The sequence below is a fragment of the Mesorhizobium sp. CU3 genome (genome assembly GCF_006442965.1).
Classification (GTDB): domain Bacteria; phylum Pseudomonadota; class Alphaproteobacteria; order Rhizobiales; family Rhizobiaceae; genus Mesorhizobium.
The window spans coordinates 116,141-133,801 of sequence record NZ_VFWX01000004.1; the positions used below are offsets into that span (position 1 = coordinate 116,141).

Consider the following 17,661-nt stretch of genomic DNA (forward strand, 5'->3'; position numbering starts at 1 on the left):
TGGTTCATGGATAGTCAGTTCGATCCATATCGCTTGAAAGCCCCCGCGCGATTTTGAAGCAACGACATGCATCAAAACAACGCCTTAGGCGCGTTGCCTGAATCTGTTTCAGCGCCAGGCTTCAGGAATTGTCGGGCGTGGGCGATGCCTGCAAAGCACCGTGATCTTCCCGCGCCTTCTTGCCGAGATAGAGCTCCTGCATGACCGACGACTGTTGCAACTCCTCGATGCTGCCTGACGCCACGATGCGCCCGGAATTCATCAGATAGCCGTGTTCGGCCACAGAGAGCGCCAGTCCGGCGTTCTGCTCGACCAGCAGCACCGCCGCGCGGAACTTTTCGCGCACGTCGATGATGATGCCCTGCAGCTCCGACACCAGCAAGGGCGACAGTCCGAGCGAGGGCTCGTCGAGCAACAGGATGCGCGGCCTTGCCATCAGGCCGCGCGCGATCGCCAGCATCTGCTGCTGGCCGCCGCTCAGCGTGCCGGCCTTGGCGTCGCGCTTCTTGGCAAGGATGGTGAAATAATTCTCCATCAAGGCGATGTCGGCCTCGACCGCATCCCGGTCCTTGCGGCAGTAGGCGCCGAGCAAGAGGTTCTCGCGCACGCTCATATCGGCGAACACGCGCCGGCCTTCCGGCACCATGACGACGCCGAGCGTCGCCTTTTCGTCGGCGTGAAGCGCGGTGACGTCGCGGCCGTCGAAGGTCACCGTGCCGCGCCGCGGCTTGACCAGACCGGCGATGGAACGCAGCAAAGTCGTCTTGCCGGCGCCGTTGGGGCCAAGGATGGTGACGATTCCGTTTTGGCCGACCGCGAGCGAGACGTCGCGATTGACCGCGACGGGCCCGTAGCCGGTATCGACATGCTCGACGGCAAGCAGGCTCATGACGCGCCCACCTTCTTGTCGGGGCCGAGATAGACCTCGCGCACCTTGGGGTCGGCGAGCACCTCAGCCGGCGGGCCTTCCGCGATCTTGGTGCCAAAATCGAGCACGATGAGGCGGTCGCAGAGCTCGGACATCATGTCCATGTCATGGTCGATGAGGCACACACCGATGCCTTGCGGCGGCAGTTGCGCGATGACCGCCGCGAAGGCCTGGGCTTCGCTGTCGTTCAGCCCGGCGCCGGGCTCGTCGAGCAGCAGGAGTTCGGGCGAGACGCCGAGCGCGACGGCCAGCCCAAGGCGCCTGAGGCTGCCGAAGGGCAGCGATCCGGCAATCGCCTTGCCGAGCGGCGCTAGGCCGACAAAGTCGAGGATCATGCCGGGCGAAGCCCAGCGGCCGCCGCTCTTCCTGCCCTGCTCCCAGGCGATCCGGACATTCTCGTCGACGGTCAGGCCAGGGAAGGACATCGCCTGCTGGAAGGTCCGCACCAGCCGCATTCGCGCGATGCGGTGCGCGCCGATATTGGTTATGTCCTGCCCCTGCCAGGATACGGTGCCGCCCGTCGCCGGATGGACGCCGGTGACGACGTTGAACAATGTGGTCTTGCCGGAGCCGTTGGGGCCGACGATGCCGACGACCCGGTCGGTGTCGATGTCGAGGTCGACGCCGTTGAGCGCGACGACGCCGCCGAACTGCTTGCGCAGGCCCCTCACCTCAAGCGCGGCCATTCGAGCCTCCGCCTTGCTTGTCGAAGCCCCCGGCGAGCGCGCAATAGATGTTCTTGATGCCGGCGCCGACGCCGCCCGGCAGCAGAAGGATCACCAGAAGCAGACAGACGCCGTAGGCGATGCGGGAATCGACCGGATCGAGATTGAGCACCTCCGGCAGGAAGTTGACGATGACCGCGCCGATCAGCGGCCCGTAGAGGTAGCGGGCGCCGCCCAGCATGACCATCAGCGCGAGATACAGGCTCGGGAAAGCGCCGAACAAGGTCGGCGAGATGTGGCGCAAATAATAGAGCTGCAGCACCCCGGCGAGACCGGCGAACAGGCCGGAGACCATCAGCACGCCAAGCTTGTGCAGGTCGACATTGATGCCGACCGAACGCGCCAGCTGCTCGTTCTCGCGGATCGCCCGCAACGTGCGGCCATAGCGCGAAATGCCGATGAGATAGGTCGCGGCAAGCGCCAGGAACAGCGCCGCCAGGACCAGATAGTAATTGTTGGAGAGCTTGTCGAAATTGATGCCGGGCAAGGGCGTCACCGAGCCGACATCGAGCCCCGTCGCGGATCCGGTGAAGGTGCCGCCATTGGTGAGAACGATGACGAACAGGGCGCAGAAGCAGAAGGTGATGATGATGTAGTGCTGCCCGCCGACCCTCAGCGTCGGCAGGCCGATGACGCCGCCGACGATCGCCGACAGGACCATGGCGAAGGGCAGCGACGTCCAGAAGCCCAGGCCGAGCTGCACCGACAGGATGGCCGAAGCGTAGGCGCCGACACCCATCAGCGCCGCATGGCCGACCGACATGATGCCGGCCTGGCCGAACTGCAGCCCGAGGCCGTAGAGCCCTATCGCTGTATAGAGCGTGGTGATGGCGATCGACAGGAAGCGGTAGCCGAGGCCAAGCCAGGGCAAGGCTATGAGCAGCGCCGCCAAAAGGATCGCCGTGATCGCCTGGACGCCGGCCGGCAGCGGAACCGAGGCATTGTCCGCCGTCAGCAGCGCCAGGCGATCCCGGGCTCTGGCGCCTTCCGGCGCGGCGCCCACCTTGCCGGCGCTGTTGTCGGTCATCGGCATCGACATCTCACGATGCCTTGGGGCCGAGCGTGCCGCCAAGCAGGCCCTGCGGCCGCAGCACCAGGATCAGGATCATCACGACCAGCGAATAGGCGTCGGTCCATTCCGGATAGCCGTAGCCGGCGCTGAGGCCGTCGACGAGGCCGAGCACAAGGCCGCCAACGACAGCGCCGCCGACATTGCCGAGACCGCCGATCAGCGAGACGGCGAAGCCGCGGATGATTATGACGCTGCCGGTGAAGGGCGTGATCGGGAAGAGCGAAATCATCAGAGCGCCGCCGATGCCGGCAAGCAGGCTGCCATAGATGAAGACGCCGGTGACGTAGCGGCGCACCGGAATGCCCATCAACTCGGCGGTGTCGCGGTCCGAAACGCTCGCCCGCAGCGCCATGCCGTAGCGGCTGCGCGAGATGCCGAAATAGGTGATCGCCACGATGACGGCCGTTATCGCGACGACGATCGCGCGCATGGCGACGATGTCGACGCCGCCGATCGTCCAGACCAGGCCGATCGGATCGGTGATGCTTTTCTGGAACTCGTTGAAGACGCGGATGACGGCGTGCTGCAGGATCACGCTGAGGCCGATCGACATGATGAAGCCGTTCATCGGCCGGTTGAGCGTGAAGCGGAACAGGCATCGTTCGGCGGCAAAGCCGAGCGCCCCGACCAAAAGGCCGGCGAAGACCAGCGCCACGAAGAAGTTCATGCCGGCGCCGACCATGAACCAGGTCGCCATGCCGCCGACCATCAGGAACTCGCCATGCGCGAAATTGACGATGCCGGCCAGGCCGAAGATCAGCGTGATGCCGATGCCGATTAAAATGGTGACGCTGGCAACCGACAGGCTGTTCACCAGTTGCTGCACAAAAATGTCCATCGTGAAATCCGGTTGGCGAACCTGCAGGGGAAGGATGGGCGGCCCCTTCGCCGCCCATCCCGATCTCGGATGTTTCAGCGAGCTGCCTCAGCCGCCATTGTCGCCGGGCGGCGGAGCTGCCGGTGGCTGCTCGACCGCGCATTTGAACTTGTCGGACGTGTTGGGCTCGACCATGCAGACTTCGGTCGCGAAGGTGACCTGGTGATGCTTGTTGAAGACAAGCGGCACCGGCGACACGACGCCCTTGTAGTCCGACTTCAGGAGCTCCGCGACCACCGCGTCCGGATCGTCTATTTTGCCGACCTTCTCCAGCGCCTTGGCGTACCAGAAGAAGTAATCATAGTAGAGCAGCGAGACCGAGGACTGCGGACCCTTTGCGGCGCCGAGGCCGAAATACTTTTCGAAATACTGCTTCACCTCGGGGAACGGCGAGGAACCCCAGCACACCGGCACGCAGCTCATCGTCACCGGCACGTCGGCCTTGAGACTTCGCTCCTGGTATATGCCCGGGTCGACGCCGAACAGGAAATAGGACGGCGCCACGCCGAGCTTGAGGGCCTGCGGAAAGGCGGTGAGCGTTGAATCGCCATTGTACCAGAAATGCACGATGTCGGGCTTCATGCCCTTGATGCGGGTGAGCAGCGGCGAGAAGTCGGTCGTATCCGGCGGATACTGCACCAGGTCGACCTTCTGTCCCTCGGCCTCGAGCGCCTTGACGTAGTGCGACGACAGATACTGTCCGGTCGCGTCGTTGCCGACGAACACCACCGAGTGCTTCGGCGGCGACTTCAGCTGCGGCGTCAGCAACGACAGCACGCCCTTGGCGGTGCTGCCGCTGCGCTGCCATTCCTGCGGCTCGCTCTGGAACGTGTAATGCAGCCAGCCATCGTCGGCGACCGCCTTGTCGTCGAGCACGGCGCCGAGCGAGCTGTTGCCGGAAAACTGCAGCACCTTGGCCGGGCCGGTGATCTTGGCCATCGACACCGAGAAGTCATGCGTCTCGGTGCCCCAGATCGCCTTGACACCGATGTCGTTGACCAGCTCGCGCGCGGCCGCGATGCTGACATTCACATCCGTCCGGTTGTCGCGGATATAGAGTTTGATCTTGTAGGTCTTGTCGCCGACCTTGATGCCCCCGGCGTCGTTGATCTGCTGCGCCGCCAGATTGGCCGCACCGACAATGGTGTTGCCGGCCGAAACGAATGAGCCCGATTGCGCGGCGATGACGCCGATGGGCAATTCCTCGTCGGCGCGGGCCGTCTGCAAAGCCATGGCGAGCCCCGCGGCCGCCATGGTCAATCCAAGTCCTAGCTGTCTCATGCATGTTCCTCCCGTTACATGGCCAACTTGTCATACAACCCTATTACCATGTAACACGGCTGTCAACATGACTCCGCCGCGGAGCGAACGAACTGGTAGCGTCGCGCCGCCTCTTTTCGGTCGTCCTTTTTCTGATCTCGGATGAATGAGAAAAGTTCATCGCAGTCGGACAAGGATGCCCGACGCGGAGACATGCGCCACGATCATGGTGATGATGAATGCGGCTCGGCGGTCGCCGAGCCGGGAGACGTTCAGGGCCTTGTCACTGTCACAGCGACAAGCGGTAGGCCTCGACGGCGGAAGCGCCGAAAATCTGCGAACGCTCCTCTTCCGTCAGCCCGGAGAGACAATCGCCAAGGGCGCGTTTCGCCGACTGATAGTCGGCGGCGACCAGGCAGACCGGCCAGTCCGAGCCGAACAGGCATCGCGACGGCCCGAAGATCGAAAGCACTTCGTCGACATAGGGCTGCAGGTCCTGCTGCTTCCAGTGCCGCCAGTCGGCTTCCGTGACCATTCCGGAGAGCTTGCACCAGACATGGTCGCGATACGCCTTGAAGCTCTGCATCAATCCGGCCCAGGGTTCCATCGCGTGCTCCGCAATGCGCGGCTTTGCGATGTGATCGACCACGAAACGCAGATTGGGATGCCGCTCCACCGTCTCCAGGGCCGCGGGGATCTGCGGTTCCTTCAACAGCAGGTCATAGGCCAGCCCCGCCTCGGCGACCGCGGCCAGCCCGCGCTGGACATCCGCGCGCAGCAGCCAGTTCGGATCCGCCTCATTGTGGACAAGGTGGCGGATGCCGACCAGGTAGTGGCCATCCGGACGCGCCTTGAGAGACGCCAGCGTCGCCGCCACCTGCCGATCCGTGAGGTCGACCCACCCGACGACGCCGGCGACGAAATCGGTCCGGCTTGCCGTCTCCAGGAACGCCACCGTCTCGTTAAGCGAATGCCATGTCTGGACGAGGATGGTCTTGTCGACGCCAGCCGCGGCGAGCGCCGGCCGCAGATCCTCGGGCGAGAACACCCGGCGGATGGCGGCGTAATCCTCAGTCATCCAGCCGCAGGACCCGTCCGCCGGGTCCCAGAAATGCTGGTGCCCGTCGATCACCAAGGGCTTGTCGCTGCCCATGGCGCTCACCAGCGCTGATGCACGGCAGCCTTGATGCGCCGCTCATAAATGTCGGCGATGCGCTCCATCAGCTGCGGCGACAGCGCCGGCAGGTCGGACGCAGCGGCGTTCTCCTCAGCCTGGCGGACGGACTTGGCGCCCGGGATGGTCACCGTCACCGCCGGGTTCATCAGGATCCAGCGCAGCGCCCATTGCGCCATGGTGGCGCCCGGCGGCAGCAGCGGCCGCAATTCCTCGACCGCCTGCAGGCCCTCCTCGTAATTCACGCCCGCGAACGTCTCGCCGACATCGAAGGCCTCGCCTTGACGGTTGTAGTTGCGGTGGTCCTTGGCGCTGAAGCTGGAATCGGCGCGGAACTTGCCGGACAAGAGCCCGCTGGCCAGCGGCACCCTGACGATGATGGCGACGTCCTTCTGGCGCGCCATGTCGAAGAACAATTCCGCCGGGCGCTGCCGGAACATGTTGTAGATGATCTGGACGCTGACGACGCCCGGATATTGCAGCGCCTTGATGCCTTCCTCGACCTTCTCGACGCTGACGCCGTAATGGCGGATCTTGCCTTCCTCGACCAGTTTCTCCAGCGCCTCGAACGTCTCGGGCTGGTAGAAGACTTCCGTTATCGGGCAGTGGAGCTGCACCAGGTCGAGCACGTCGACCTCGAGATAGCGCAGGCTGCGCTCGACGAAGCTGGTGAGATTTTGGCGATTGTAGCCGGAGGCGACATGCGGGTTCAGCCGCTTGCCGGCCTTGGTGGCGACCATCGGCCTCGCCCCGCCCCGCCCCTTCAGCGTCTTTGCGATCAGTTTTTCCGCCCGGCCGTCGCCATAGACATCGGCCGTGTCGATCATGCTGACGCCTGCATCGAGCGCCGCATTGAGCGCCGCAATCGCGTCCTTCTCCTCGACATCGCCCCAGTCGGCGCCGATCGCCCAACTCCCGAAGCCGATGTCCGACACTTGCCAACCGGTGCGGCCAAATCGCCTTTGCTGCATGGAAACTCACTCCTCAAAGCCCACGTCGTCTTGACGGGTCGTGCCGGCAGGAATATCAGATCGGATAGTTGTATGACAACCCTGTAAGCATGCAAAAGGTTACGATGGATAGGGCCGTTAGGGCTTTGTCGGGAGGCGGAACAGGCGAGCGGCCACTGCCGGCGTTCTCGCACGTCGGTCCGTATGCCGTTCGCGCGCCATCGCATCTATTGCAGATAAATCTATTTCGGACGCCCGGCGCCTTCGCGAAGCTGCTCGAAGCGCTTGTGGGAGCGCGACAGATGCAGCCGCATCGCGCGCTGCGCCGCCTTGGCGTCCTGCGCCGCGATGGCGTCGTGGATCGCCCGGTGCTCGCGCCGCGTCCGCTCGAAATGCCGCTCGCGTTCATCCGGCTCCAGCCGGTCGAACTGCGTCCATTGGCGCGGGATCATCGCGGTGCCGAACGTGTCGAACAGCCGGCTGAAATAGGCATTGTGGGTGGCCAGCGAAATCGCCCGGTGGAAAGCCGCATCCTCGGCCGCGGCAAGGCCGGTTTCGGCAATCGCCCGGTCGATGGCGTCGAGCTGCTTGGCCATGACGGCAAGGTCCTTGGCGGTCCGGCGCGCGGCCGCCAGCGCCGCCGCTTCCGCCTCGACACCCATGCGCAGTTCGAGCACCGCCAGGATCTCGTCGATCGATTCGACATCCGTCGGCACGATCGAAAAGGTCTTCGGCGGCGGCTCCTGGGCGACGAAGGCGCCGAGACCCTGCCTTGTCGTGATCAACCCCCGCGCGCGCAGCGAGGCCAGCGCCTCGCGAACCACTGTACGGCTGACGCCCGTGGCGTTGACGATTTCCTGCTCGGTGGGCAGCCGCTGTCCCGGCGCAAGATCGCCGGCCTCGATCTGCGCGGCAAACTTGTCCACCAGCTCGCCCCTCAGATTGGGGGACTGGCGAATGGCGCCGAACATTGCTCCCTCGCGATCCGTCATCGGAAAACCGGCCCCTTAAATCGATTCTTGCGCCAAGGATCGCACCGCTTGGTTGCAACGGCAATCCTTCGTCTCCAATGCATGCCGCCCGGAAGTGCGCAGCGGTTCCGGGACAACGGCATGCATCAAGGCAGAAACCCGAACAGCAAGGGAAGACCAACATGAAGCAGCAAATCGGCTTTATCGGCCTCGGCGCCATGGGCTCGGGCATGGCGGCCAACCTTTTGGCCAAGGGCTGGCCGCTGACGGTCTGGGCGCACCGCAACCAGGAGGCCGCGCTCAAACTGGTCGATGCCGGCGCCCGCCAGGCGGCGACGCCACGCGCGCTCGCCGAAAGCTGCGACATCGTTCTCCTCTGCGTGACCGGCTCGCCGCAAGTGGAAGCGGTGGTGAAGGGTCCTGATGGCCTTGCCTCCGCCGGCAAGTCGCTGCTGATCATCGACTGCTCGACCTCCAACCCGTCCTCGACGATCTCGCTAGCCGCCGAGCTTGCTGCCCAGGGCGTGGCGCTGATCGACGCGCCGCTGGCGCGCACGCCCAAGGAAGCCGCCGAAGGCAAGCTCGACGTCATGGTCGGCGGCGCGGCGGAAGCGGTCGCTCGCGCGCGGCCGGTGCTCGAGGCCTTCGCCGCGCGCATCGTCCACACCGGCCCGACCGGCAGCGGCCACACCATGAAGCTCCTCAACAATTTCATCTCGATGGGCTATTCCGCGATCTATTCCGAGGCGCTGACGCTCGGCGCCAAGGCCGGGCTGACGCCGCAGGTCTTCAACAGCGTGATCTCAGGCAGCCGCATGGATTGCGGCTTCTACCAGGCCTTCTTCGACTTCGTGCTCAACCGCAACGAAAACGCCCAGCGCTTCGCCATCGCCAACGCGCTGAAGGACATGACCTACCTCGCCTCCTTCGCCCAGGCCGCAGGAGTGGCCAATCCGGTGGGCGCCGTGGTGCGCAACGGCTTTGCCACGGCGGTGGCTACGGGGCATGGCGAAAAATTCGTGCCGGCGCTGTCGGATATTGTGGCGGGGTTGAATGGGGTGTCGCTGGCGGAGCCCCCAGGAGAATAACGCAGGGGGTAGTACGCCCTATTGTTTCTGTGCTTGATCTTCTGGAAGAAGATAACCCTCAAGGGTTTGCCGAAAATCCGTCAAATCCTTTGCGAGGCTTACGGCGTCATTTGTAGCGGCGGCGATACGTTTGGGAGTAAAAGAATACTTCGTTCGAACTTTCTGATTCTTAGGATCGTTAAACTCCTTTTGCAGTCTATGATCGTCCGGTTGCACTATCCGAAGCAGGTGCGACCCCACTCGCACGTCGCCCTTGTACACCCAAAAGAACAGCTCCAGACACCAGTGGCCGTGAACTATCACGTTGCGCTTTGAGTTCAATTTCGAAGTGCGTTCCATCAACGCGACGAGGGCGGCGATTCCCTCATCAGTCAACTTCAATGTTCCAAGACCGTTTACAGCGTCGATAACCTGCTTCATGCCCATCTTGGAAAATACTGTCCAACTCGATTGGATATCAGTCTTGCCTAAGAGTGCGTTGAAGAGGAACGCCAGGTTAGTTTCCACGCGGCCCCAGTCACCAACGAACTCACCCAATATGGTGTAATGGTCACGCGTTTTGGGCATAAAATCGGGGATGTAGATTTTGCCATCCTCGCGGAGTGGGTCTGGTTTGGTCGGATCTGCGTTAGGTAGTATAACTTCGAGATTATGCGGCAATGTATCCCGCATGACGAAACGAATGGAATAGGGGCCAAGGGCCATGCTGATATCCAAAAACAGACGACGGCAAAAGACTCAATAACACGCTCAAGTGAATGCTCGAAACGCCGGCAAGTCCAGACACACCATTGGTGCGGCTTCAACGAGTCAGCTGAAAAAAGGCAAAGCACACTACATCGAAGCAATACACCTTCGCACAGTTCGGGGATCGCCTATGCCAATCCACCGGTAGAAGGCATTGCTGCGAAGCATATGAACGAGCCGGTGCCAGCAGCACGGGTAATTGCCCTACCCCGCCGCCTGCCCCCGCACGGCCTTCCGCAGCCTCGAATGCCGCGCCGGTGATGCCGGCTTCGCCGAGGCCTCGCCTCCCGGCAACCCCACGCGCGAAGCCGCACCCGCCAGATGCCGCGTCATGGCCGCGCTCGCGCCCTTTGCGTCGCCGGCCTTGATCGCCGCCAGGATGCGCTCGTGCTCGCCCAGCGTCGTACGCGCCATGTCGTCGGACTTCTGCTGGTTGCCGGCGGCCAGGATGCTTTCGCGCACCCGCTCCGAGACGAAGACGAGGAACTGGCCCATATAGGGGTTCTGCGTCGCCTCGGCGACGGCGCGGTGGAAGCCGAGGTCGTTCTTCAGCCAGGCGACGCTGCCATAGGGCGCGGTGCGCATCCCGTCGAGCGCCTCTTCCATCGCCGCGATGTCGGCATCGGAGCGGCGGGCGGCGGCGAGTGCTGCGATCTGCACCTCCAGCATGCCGCGCAGCTCGAACAGGTTGCGGAAGGAATCCGCCCGCTGCAAGGTCTCATAGTCGATCGTCAGCACCGTGGCGTTGGTCGCGTCGGCGACGAAGGCGCCCCTGCCCTGCTGCGACCAGATCCGGCCTTCGGAGCGCAGCCTGGCGATCGCCTCGCGCACCACGTTGCGGCTGACTCCGAACGTGGTCGCCAGCGCCTGCTCGGTCGGCAGCTGATCGCCGGGCTTCAGCCGCCCCTGCGCGATCTCGCGCGAGATGGAACTTGCCACCAGGGTGGAGAGGTGCGGGCCGCGATTGACCTTGTCGAGCTTCAGCGTCATCGCTCACCTATAGTCGAGCGCGGATGCGGACGCCAGAATGCGGCCGTCGCTTAAGATGTGGCGCGGGTCGAATGCGTCCTTGATGCCGGCCGCGAGATCGAGCGTCACCGGGTCGATGCGGTTGAGGAAAGCCCGCTGCTTGACCCGGCCGATGCCGTGCTCGGCGCTGATCGAGCCGCCATAGCGGTCGACGACGGCGAAAATCTCGGCTTCCGCCTCTTCGAACAGATGCTCGATCGCCTCGGCCTCCATGCCTTCCGGCGGCACGACGTTGAGATGGATGTTGCCGTCGCCGACATGGCCGTAGGTGACGGGCAGCGCATCGGGCCTCGCCCGCTCCAGCTCGAACAGCGCGTCGGTGACGAAATCGGCAAGCTTCGAGATCGGCACCGAGACGTCGGTGCGCAGGTAGCGGCCGCCGCGGCCCTGCCGCTCGACCATGATCTCGCGATAGAGCCACAGCCGCTCGCCCTGCGCCCTTGTCGAAGCGATGATGCCGTCCTCGACAACGTCCTCGACGCCGCCGAGAAAGCTCAAAAGCATGTTCCTGAGGTCGATCAGCCCGCCGGACGAAACCTCGATCAGCACATAGGCCGGGTATGGCTTGCTGAGCGGTTCGGGAAAATCCTTGTTCTCGCGCATGGTGATCTCGATGCCACCGCGCAGGATCAGTTCGAAGGCGGTGAGCAGGTCGCTGCAATCGCGCCGGGCGCGGGCATAGAGCGCCATGGCGTCCTCGACCGAGCGTAGGCCGACAAGCGCCGTCTCGATCTGCGTCGGCCTGGGAAAGAGCTTCAGCGCCGCGGCGGTGACGATGCCGAGCGTGCCTTCCGAGCCGATGAAGACCTGCTTCAAGTCGTAGCCGCGATTGTCCTTGCGCAGCACTTTCAGCCCGTTCCAGATGCGACCGTCGGCCAGCACGACTTCGAGGCCGAGCACCAGGTCGCGCGTCATGCCGTAGCGCAAAACGTTGAAGCCGCCGGCATTGGTGGCGACATTGCCGCCGATGCGGCAGCTGCCTTGCGCGCCGAAGGTGATCGGCAGGATGCAGTCGCTCTCCTCCGCCGCGCGCTTGGCGTCCTCGAGGATACAGCCGGCCTCGACCACCATGGCGAAGTCGATCGGGCTGATCGAGCGGATCCGGTTCATCCGCTCCAGCGAGACGACCACCTCGTTGCCGTCGGAAGCTACCGCCGCGCCGACAAGGCCGGTCAGCCCGCCCTGGGGCACGACGGGGATGCGCTCGGCATGGCAGTGCTTGAGCAGCGCCGACATCTCTCCCACCGAGCGCGGCCGCGCCACCGCCAGCGGCCGTCCATAATGGTCGCCCGACCAGTCGCGGCTGTAGCGCGCCAGGTCTTGCGGCTCGGTCAGCAGCCCGCCATCCGGCAGCACGCCGGCCAGGGCGGCGATCAGCGATGCGGAATTGGGCGGCACGGCATTCATGAACTGAACCTGGGACCTTCCTTAAAACGACTGGACAACCACCAATCTTGTCGTGTTATCATACAACCCTGATTGAGAACATCAAGCGACGTCATGGTTCCCGCCAACCGTTTGATGTGGATGGTCAGAACGGCAAATCACCCGATACGGAGGACTTTCCCAATGAGCGACGCTCCAGGCTTTCGCTATATGCACACCATGATCAGGGTGCTCGACCTCGACAAATCGATCGCCTTCTACACCGAGGTGCTCGGCATGACCCTGCTGCGCCGCGACGATTATCCCGGCGGCAAGTTCACCAACGCCTTTGTCGGTTACGGGCCGGAGGACAAGGAAGCGGTCGTCGAGCTGACGCTGAACTGGGGCCGCGAGGAACCCTATGAGGTCGGCACCGGCTTCGGCCATCTGGCGCTTGGCGTGAACGACATCTACGCCGTCTGCGCCGAACTCGAGAAGCGCGGCGCCAAGATCCCGCGCAAGCCCGGACCGATGCAGCACGGCACCACCCACATCGCCTTCGTCGAGGATCCGGACGGCTACAAGATCGAGCTGATCGGTCTCGACACCATGCAGTAGTCCCAGACTGGACCGCACCGGCTTCGCGCCGATGCGGTCCCCTCGCGGCCGCGTTTGCCTGGGAGGCGATGCGGATGGGTTCGTCACTTGATGACCGCGATCTTGCTGCGGTCGATGGTGATGGCGACGGCGGCGATGAGCACCGCCCCGAACACCATGTTTTCCAGAAAAATGTTGACGCCGACGAAGGTCATGCCGATGCGCACGATCGAGATGATCAGCGCGCCGACCGCCGTGCGTGCCACCCCGCCGAGACCGCCGGTGATGGCGGTGCCGCCGACTATGACGGCGGCGATGGCCGGCAACAGCAGCTGATTGGCCAGAACCGGCGAGCCGCTCGACAGCCTGGCCGCCAGCACGACGCCGGCGATGGCCGCCAGCATGCCCGACGCGGCGAAGGCGATGATCTTGGTGCGGTCGACATTGATGCCCGCAGCCCAGGCCGCCGGCTCACCGGCGCCGACCGCGATCGCCTGACGGCCGAAGCGCGTGTAGCGCAGCGCCAGGAAGGCGGCGATGCCAATGACAGCCGAAATCAACACCACCATCGGCAGGCCGAAAACCGTGGCGTTGATCCACGCGGTTTTTTCTCGGCCCGCCTCCTCGATGGTGATGGCGCGGCCGTTGGAGACCCACAGCGCGAGACCCGTAACCACGCCGCCGGTAGCCAGGGTCGCGACGAAGGACGGCACGCGCAGCTTCACATGCACGATGCCGCTGAGCAGTCCGAAGGCGAGGCCGGACAGGATCGCCACCGGAAAGGCGGCGAAACCGAGCGAGGGCAGCAATTGCGCCAGCATGACGCTCGCCAGCGAGGCCACCGCCTGGATCGACAGGTCGATGCCGCCGAGCAGGATGGCGAAGGTGACCCCGGTGGCCAGGATGAACAGCACGGCGGTGTTGGCAAAGAGCAGCGCCAGCGTCTCGCCGGTCAGGAAGCCAGGCGCCGCGATCTCGATGATCAACAACAGCGCCACGAGCAGCACCAGCGGGATGGCGCCTTGCGTCCACTTGCCCTCGAAGACCTGCCTGATGGAAAAACCTTCGTTCATCGGCTCACACCATCGCTCGTAGCAATTCGACCTGATCCGGCTTGTTGCCCGGGCTGGCGTCGAAGCGCGCGGTGATCTCGCCGTCGCGCATCACCAGCACCTGGTGCGACAGGCCGATCGTCTCTTCCAGCGTGTCGGAGATCAGCAGGATCGCCACGCCTTGCGCCGAGAGATCGCGGACCAGCTCGTAGACCTCCTCCTTGGCGCCGACATCGAGGCCGCGCGTCGGATGGTCGAGCACCAGGATGCGCGAGCCAGCCGTCATCCAGCGCGCCAGCACCACCTTCTGCTGGTTGCCGCCGCTGAGCTTGCGGCAGGCGGCGTCGGGTCCGGGAGCCTTGATACTGAGTCGCTTGATCCAGTCGGCGGCAAGCCGCCGCTCCTTGCCGTAGTCGATGGCGCCGTTGCGCATGACGCTTGACAGATCGGCAAGTGAAATGTTCTCCGCGATCGACAGGAACATCACCAGGCCTTCCAGCCTTCGTTCGCGCGGCACATAGCCGATACCCCGGCGTACCGCCGGTTCCGGCGAGCCGAAACGCACCGTGTCGCCGGCGATCTTCATCTCGCCGGTGTCATGCGGCAGGAAGCCGCCGATGGTGCGCGTCACCTCCTCGCGGCCGGAGCCGACGACGCCGGCAATGCCGACGATCTCGCCGGTGCGGATCGACAGATCGACGCCGTGATAGAAGCCGTTGGCGCCAAGCCCCTTGGCTTCGACCATGATCTTTTCGCCCGGCGGCTGCTGGCGCGCCTCGCGGTAATATTCGGCCTGCAGCCCGCGCCCGACCATGATTTCATGCAGCTCCGGCGCGGTAACTTCAGCCGCACGGTGTTCGGCCACGACGGCGCCGTCCTTCATCGTGTAGACGCGGTCGGAAATCGCCAGCACCTCGTCGAGGCGATGCGAGACGAAAACGAAGCTGGCGCGGGATTTCAGCGAGCGCACCCGCGCGAACAGCACCTCGATATCGGCGGCGTTGAGCACCGAGGTCGGCTCGTCGAGCAGGATGAGCAGTGGACGCTCGACCATCTCCTCCAAAGTCAGCGCCTTGGCGAGCTCGACCATCTGGCGCGCCGCGAAGGTGAGTTCGGAGGTGCGCGCCGTGACGTCGATATCGACGCCGATCTTGGCGAGCTGCCGGCGCGCCGCGGCATTCATGGCGCGCCAGTTGACGAGCCCGAAGCGAGTGAAGCGGTCTTCCTCGCCGAGATAGATGTTTTCGGCGACGGTCAAATTGAGCACCAGCGACTGTTCCTGGAACACCATGCCGATGCCGTGCCTGGCCGCGTCGCGGGCGTTGCGCATGCGAAGCGGCTCGCCGTCCAACGTGAGCGAGCCGCCGTCCAACCGGTAGCCGCCGGCCAGCACCCGCATCAGCGTCGACTTGCCGGCGCCGTTCTCGCCGATCAGCCCGACCACTTCGTTAGGCCGCACCTCGATGGAGACGTCACGCAAGGCCTGGACGCCGGGGAAATTCTTGACGATGTTCGACGCCTGCAGCATGGCGCTCACTTCACGATCTTCAGGCGGACGCGGTCGAGCGACAGCGCCACCGCGGCGATGATCATCAGGCCCTGCACCGTCTGCTGGATATAGGGCGAAATGCCGAGCAGGATCATGCCGTTGGCCAGAACCGTGACGATCAGCACGCCGATCAGCGTGTTGACGACGCCGCCCTCGCCGCCGGTCAGCGCCGTGCCGCCGACGACCACCGCCGTGACGGCCGCGAACAGCCTGCCGTCGCCGATGACGGCATGCGACTGGCCGAGTTGAGCGGCGGCAAGCACCCCGGCAATGCCGAAGAAGAAACCGGCCAGCGCGAACGCCGCGATGCGCACGCGGGTGACATTGACGCCGGAGAGCTTGGTCACGTCCTCGTCGCCGCCGATCGCCAGTATGTGGCGGCCGAGCCTGGTGTGATACTGGATGATGGCGGCCAGAGCGAAAGCACCGACCGCGACCCAGACCGCCAGCGGCAGGCCGAGGAAGCGGTGCAAGGCGAGGTCGCGGATCGAGGCGTCGTTGAGCCGGATGGCCGAGCCGCCCAGCATATAGACCGACAGGCCAAGCCCTATGAACCACATGCCGAGCGTCGCCATGAAGGAGGGGATGCGCAGCATCGTCTGCACCAGGCCGCTGATCAGGCCCATGACCGTGCCCGCGGCGATGGCCGCCAGCACCGCCCACCAGCCATAGTCGTTGCCGTTCGCGTCATTGGCGGCAAGCAGCACCACCACCATCGCCGACACCGACAGCGTGCCTTCGACCGAGAGGTCGATGCTGCCCATCAGGATGATGAAGGTCAGCCCCATGGCTAAAGTCAGCGGCACGGCAGCCGAGTTGGCGAGCCGCACCAGGTTGCGCAATTCGATGAAATTGGGATTGGCGATGGCGATCAGCACGCACAGCACGATCAGCACCGCCAGCGGCGCCAGGCTGCGCCAGCGCCTGCCGCCGAACAGGGCGGCGATGCGGCCAGGGATCAATGTCATAAGCGTCGTCCGCTCGATGTCCGAAACGGACTTCAGGGGTTCTGTATCGATTGTCAAGAAACCGCTTCCCGTCTGCTGGTGACAGCCGCCGCGACAAGGGGATCGCGACGGCTGCGGGAGGAGCGGGCCACCAGGGAGCGGCAGCCCGCCTGACGGTCAGGTGCGGATCGCTCCGGTCACCCGGCCCCACAGGTCGTTCCAGTCGATCTCCGGTTTCGACTCGACATTGGTCTTGTAATATTCCTCGACATTGTCGTGCGAGATCAGCACCGCCTTGCCGTAGAATTCGCGGTGTTCCGGCGGCTCCTTGGCCGGGTCGAACTTGCCGATCTTGGCGTTGTAGCCGATGGCGAGCCCCATGCCGCCCTGCCAGAACGGATCCGAGGTGACCGTGCAGGCGAACTCACCGGTGCGCACCGCGTCGACCGCAGTCTTGATGCCGTCGACCCCGACGATCGGCACCTTGCCGGCGAGGTTTTCGGCGCGCAGCGCTTCCAGCGCGCCGGAGCCCATGTCGTCATTGGCGGCCCAGATGCCCTTGATGTCATCGCCGAAGCGGGTGAGCAGGTTGCCCATCAGGTCGAAGGCTTCGGTCGATTTCCAGTTGGCGACCTGGAAGTCGAGCAGCTTGATGTCGGGATTGGCGGCGAGCGCGGCGTCGAGGCCCTTCTTGCGCTCGATCGCCGCCGTGGTCGAGATCAGGCCGCCGAGTGCGACAATGCCGCCCTTGCCGCCGATCGACTTGAACAGGATTTCGGCGATGGTCTTGCCGCTGGCGATGCCATCGAACTCGATATGCGAGACATAGTTCGGGTTGAAATCCTTCGGGTGCAGGTCGTCCGGCTTGTTCCACTGCGTCACCACATAAGCGCCGGCCTTGGCGCAGGCCTCGACGATCGGGCGCGCATCCGGCGTGTCGTTGGGATCGGAATTCAGCACCATGTTGCCATTGGTCTTGGCCAGCATCGCCTTGATGTCGGCGATACCCTTCTCCGAGTTGCCTTCCGAGACCAGCGTGACGTGCTCCAGCCCGGCCCATTTGGCATAGGCCTCGGCGCCGGTCTTCCAGACAGCGTGGTAGGGATTGGACAAGGAGCGGATCGACGTCACCAGCGTCGGCTTGTCGGCCGCACGCAGCACTCTCGGCATGGCCAGCGTCGCTGCGCCGGCGACGGCGCCCAGCATCAGCGTCCGGCGGCTGACCGAACCGGAAAACGTAAGCGTCTTGCTATCCTGCATTTTTGAACCTCCCGATTGAATTTGTTCCCGCCCGGCGCCTGCGCGGGGAGCGCGGCCGGGGCCTCCGGTT

Annotated in this window: 17 protein-coding genes; 2 read left to right on the forward strand and 15 right to left on the reverse strand. The window is 64.5% G+C overall.

The window, feature by feature from the left end; translation table 11 throughout:
* Positions 1–121: 121 nt before the first annotated feature.
* The 8 genes from FJ988_RS08280 to FJ988_RS08315 all read right to left on the reverse strand — a co-directional run bounded on the left by FJ988_RS08280 (position 122) and on the right by FJ988_RS08315 (position 7,978).
* Positions 122–889: an ABC transporter ATP-binding protein gene (locus FJ988_RS08280; protein ID WP_140816329.1), complete on the reverse strand. Its 768-nt coding sequence runs from the start codon at positions 887–889 to the stop codon at positions 122–124.
* Positions 886–1,614 (reverse strand): ABC transporter ATP-binding protein, encoded by a 729-nt coding sequence (locus FJ988_RS08285; protein ID WP_140816331.1) that lies wholly within the window; start codon positions 1,612–1,614, stop codon positions 886–888. The genes FJ988_RS08280 and FJ988_RS08285 overlap by 4 nt, the downstream gene beginning before the upstream one ends.
* Positions 1,601–2,686 carry a branched-chain amino acid ABC transporter permease gene (locus tag FJ988_RS08290; protein WP_181183463.1) on the reverse strand — a complete coding sequence of 362 codons (1,086 nt, stop codon included), beginning with the start codon at positions 2,684–2,686 and terminating at the stop codon, positions 1,601–1,603. The genes FJ988_RS08285 and FJ988_RS08290 overlap by 14 nt, the downstream gene beginning before the upstream one ends.
* A 7-nt stretch (positions 2,687–2,693) precedes the next feature.
* A complete protein-coding gene (locus FJ988_RS08295; RefSeq protein WP_140816335.1) occupies positions 2,694–3,563 on the reverse strand; it encodes a branched-chain amino acid ABC transporter permease in 870 nt (289 codons plus the stop codon).
* Positions 3,564–3,650: 87 nt separating this feature from the next.
* The gene (locus tag FJ988_RS08300; RefSeq protein WP_140816337.1) at positions 3,651–4,883 is read right to left on the reverse strand and encodes an ABC transporter substrate-binding protein; all 1,233 of its coding nucleotides are present in this window, start codon (positions 4,881–4,883) and stop codon (positions 3,651–3,653) included.
* A gap of 268 nt (positions 4,884–5,151) precedes the next feature.
* Positions 5,152–6,015 carry an amidohydrolase gene (locus tag FJ988_RS08305; protein WP_140816339.1) on the reverse strand — a complete coding sequence of 288 codons (864 nt, stop codon included), beginning with the start codon at positions 6,013–6,015 and terminating at the stop codon, positions 5,152–5,154.
* A 5-nt stretch (positions 6,016–6,020) separates the two neighbouring features.
* The gene (locus FJ988_RS08310; RefSeq protein WP_140816341.1) at positions 6,021–7,007 is read right to left on the reverse strand and encodes an aldo/keto reductase; all 987 of its coding nucleotides are present in this window, start codon (positions 7,005–7,007) and stop codon (positions 6,021–6,023) included.
* A gap of 221 nt (positions 7,008–7,228) precedes the next feature.
* Positions 7,229–7,978, reverse strand: a complete 750-nt coding sequence (locus FJ988_RS08315) for a FadR/GntR family transcriptional regulator (protein ID WP_140816343.1) — start codon at positions 7,976–7,978, stop codon at positions 7,229–7,231.
* Positions 7,979–8,055: 77 nt separating this feature from the next.
* On the opposite strand from FJ988_RS08315, the gene FJ988_RS08320 reads away from it, so the two are divergent.
* Positions 8,056–9,045 (forward strand): NAD(P)-dependent oxidoreductase, encoded by a 990-nt coding sequence (locus FJ988_RS08320; RefSeq protein ID WP_140816345.1) that lies wholly within the window; start codon positions 8,056–8,058, stop codon positions 9,043–9,045.
* An 18-nt stretch (positions 9,046–9,063) separates the two neighbouring features.
* Here FJ988_RS08320 and FJ988_RS08325 read toward each other — a convergent pair whose 3' ends face one another.
* The 3 genes from FJ988_RS08325 to FJ988_RS08335 form a co-directional block, all read right to left on the reverse strand.
* Positions 9,064–9,750, reverse strand: coding sequence for a hypothetical protein (locus FJ988_RS08325; RefSeq protein WP_140816347.1), 687 nt, complete (start codon positions 9,748–9,750; stop codon positions 9,064–9,066).
* Positions 9,751–9,996: 246 nt separating this feature from the next.
* Positions 9,997–10,782, reverse strand: coding sequence for a FadR/GntR family transcriptional regulator (locus tag FJ988_RS08330; protein ID WP_140816349.1), 786 nt, complete (start codon positions 10,780–10,782; stop codon positions 9,997–9,999).
* 3 nt (positions 10,783–10,785) lie between these two features.
* Entirely contained in the window at positions 10,786–12,228 is a 1,443-nt protein-coding gene (locus FJ988_RS08335; RefSeq protein ID WP_140816351.1) for an FAD-binding oxidoreductase, read from the reverse strand.
* Between the two features lie 162 nt (positions 12,229–12,390).
* Here FJ988_RS08335 and gloA point away from each other — a divergent pair, with 162 nt between their 5' ends.
* Entirely contained in the window at positions 12,391–12,804 is a 414-nt protein-coding gene (gene gloA, locus FJ988_RS08340) for a lactoylglutathione lyase (RefSeq protein ID WP_140816353.1), read from the forward strand.
* 83 nt (positions 12,805–12,887) lie between these two features.
* Here the strand turns inward: gloA and FJ988_RS08345 are convergent, their stop codons facing one another.
* From FJ988_RS08345 to FJ988_RS08360, 4 genes are all read right to left on the reverse strand, one after another.
* The gene (locus FJ988_RS08345; RefSeq protein WP_140816355.1) at positions 12,888–13,856 is read right to left on the reverse strand and encodes an ABC transporter permease; all 969 of its coding nucleotides are present in this window, start codon (positions 13,854–13,856) and stop codon (positions 12,888–12,890) included.
* A 4-nt stretch (positions 13,857–13,860) separates the two neighbouring features.
* Complete coding sequence (locus tag FJ988_RS08350) at positions 13,861–15,363, reverse strand: sugar ABC transporter ATP-binding protein (RefSeq protein ID WP_140816747.1); 1,503 nt, start codon at positions 15,361–15,363, stop codon at positions 13,861–13,863.
* A gap of 5 nt (positions 15,364–15,368) precedes the next feature.
* Positions 15,369–16,352, reverse strand: coding sequence for an ABC transporter permease (locus FJ988_RS08355; RefSeq protein WP_140816357.1), 984 nt, complete (start codon positions 16,350–16,352; stop codon positions 15,369–15,371).
* Positions 16,353–16,508: 156 nt separating this feature from the next.
* Positions 16,509–17,591: a sugar ABC transporter substrate-binding protein gene (locus tag FJ988_RS08360; RefSeq protein ID WP_140816359.1), complete on the reverse strand. Its 1,083-nt coding sequence runs from the start codon at positions 17,589–17,591 to the stop codon at positions 16,509–16,511.
* Between the last annotated feature and the right edge of the window lie 70 nt (positions 17,592–17,661).

Excerpts from the sequence above, each read along its gene's own strand:
- FJ988_RS08355 (WP_140816357.1), bottom strand. The coding sequence starts at position 16,352 with ATGACATTGATCCCTGGCCGCATCGCCGCCCTGTTCGGCGGCAGGCGC.
- FJ988_RS08310 (WP_140816341.1), bottom strand. The coding sequence starts at position 7,007 with ATGCAGCAAAGGCGATTTGGCCGCACCGGTTGGCAAGTGTCGGACATC.
- FJ988_RS08335 (WP_140816351.1), bottom strand. The coding sequence starts at position 12,228 with ATGAATGCCGTGCCGCCCAATTCCGCATCGCTGATCGCCGCCCTGGCC.
- FJ988_RS08330 (WP_140816349.1), bottom strand. The coding sequence starts at position 10,782 with ATGACGCTGAAGCTCGACAAGGTCAATCGCGGCCCGCACCTCTCCACC.
- FJ988_RS08290 (WP_181183463.1), bottom strand. The coding sequence starts at position 2,686 with ATGCCGATGACCGACAACAGCGCCGGCAAGGTGGGCGCCGCGCCGGAA.
- FJ988_RS08285 (WP_140816331.1), bottom strand. The coding sequence starts at position 1,614 with ATGGCCGCGCTTGAGGTGAGGGGCCTGCGCAAGCAGTTCGGCGGCGTC.
- FJ988_RS08300 (WP_140816337.1), bottom strand. The coding sequence starts at position 4,883 with ATGAGACAGCTAGGACTTGGATTGACCATGGCGGCCGCGGGGCTCGCC.
- FJ988_RS08280 (WP_140816329.1), bottom strand. The coding sequence starts at position 889 with ATGAGCCTGCTTGCCGTCGAGCATGTCGATACCGGCTACGGGCCCGTC.
- FJ988_RS08295 (WP_140816335.1), bottom strand. The coding sequence starts at position 3,563 with ATGGACATTTTTGTGCAGCAACTGGTGAACAGCCTGTCGGTTGCCAGC.
- FJ988_RS08350 (WP_140816747.1), bottom strand. The coding sequence starts at position 15,363 with ATGCTGCAGGCGTCGAACATCGTCAAGAATTTCCCCGGCGTCCAGGCC.
- FJ988_RS08360 (WP_140816359.1), bottom strand. The coding sequence starts at position 17,591 with ATGCAGGATAGCAAGACGCTTACGTTTTCCGGTTCGGTCAGCCGCCGG.
- FJ988_RS08315 (WP_140816343.1), bottom strand. The coding sequence starts at position 7,978 with ATGACGGATCGCGAGGGAGCAATGTTCGGCGCCATTCGCCAGTCCCCC.
- FJ988_RS08320 (WP_140816345.1), top strand. The coding sequence starts at position 8,056 with ATGCATGCCGCCCGGAAGTGCGCAGCGGTTCCGGGACAACGGCATGCA.
- FJ988_RS08325 (WP_140816347.1), bottom strand. The coding sequence starts at position 9,750 with ATGGCCCTTGGCCCCTATTCCATTCGTTTCGTCATGCGGGATACATTG.
- FJ988_RS08305 (WP_140816339.1), bottom strand. The coding sequence starts at position 6,015 with ATGGGCAGCGACAAGCCCTTGGTGATCGACGGGCACCAGCATTTCTGG.
- FJ988_RS08345 (WP_140816355.1), bottom strand. The coding sequence starts at position 13,856 with ATGAACGAAGGTTTTTCCATCAGGCAGGTCTTCGAGGGCAAGTGGACG.
- gloA (WP_140816353.1), top strand. The coding sequence starts at position 12,391 with ATGAGCGACGCTCCAGGCTTTCGCTATATGCACACCATGATCAGGGTG.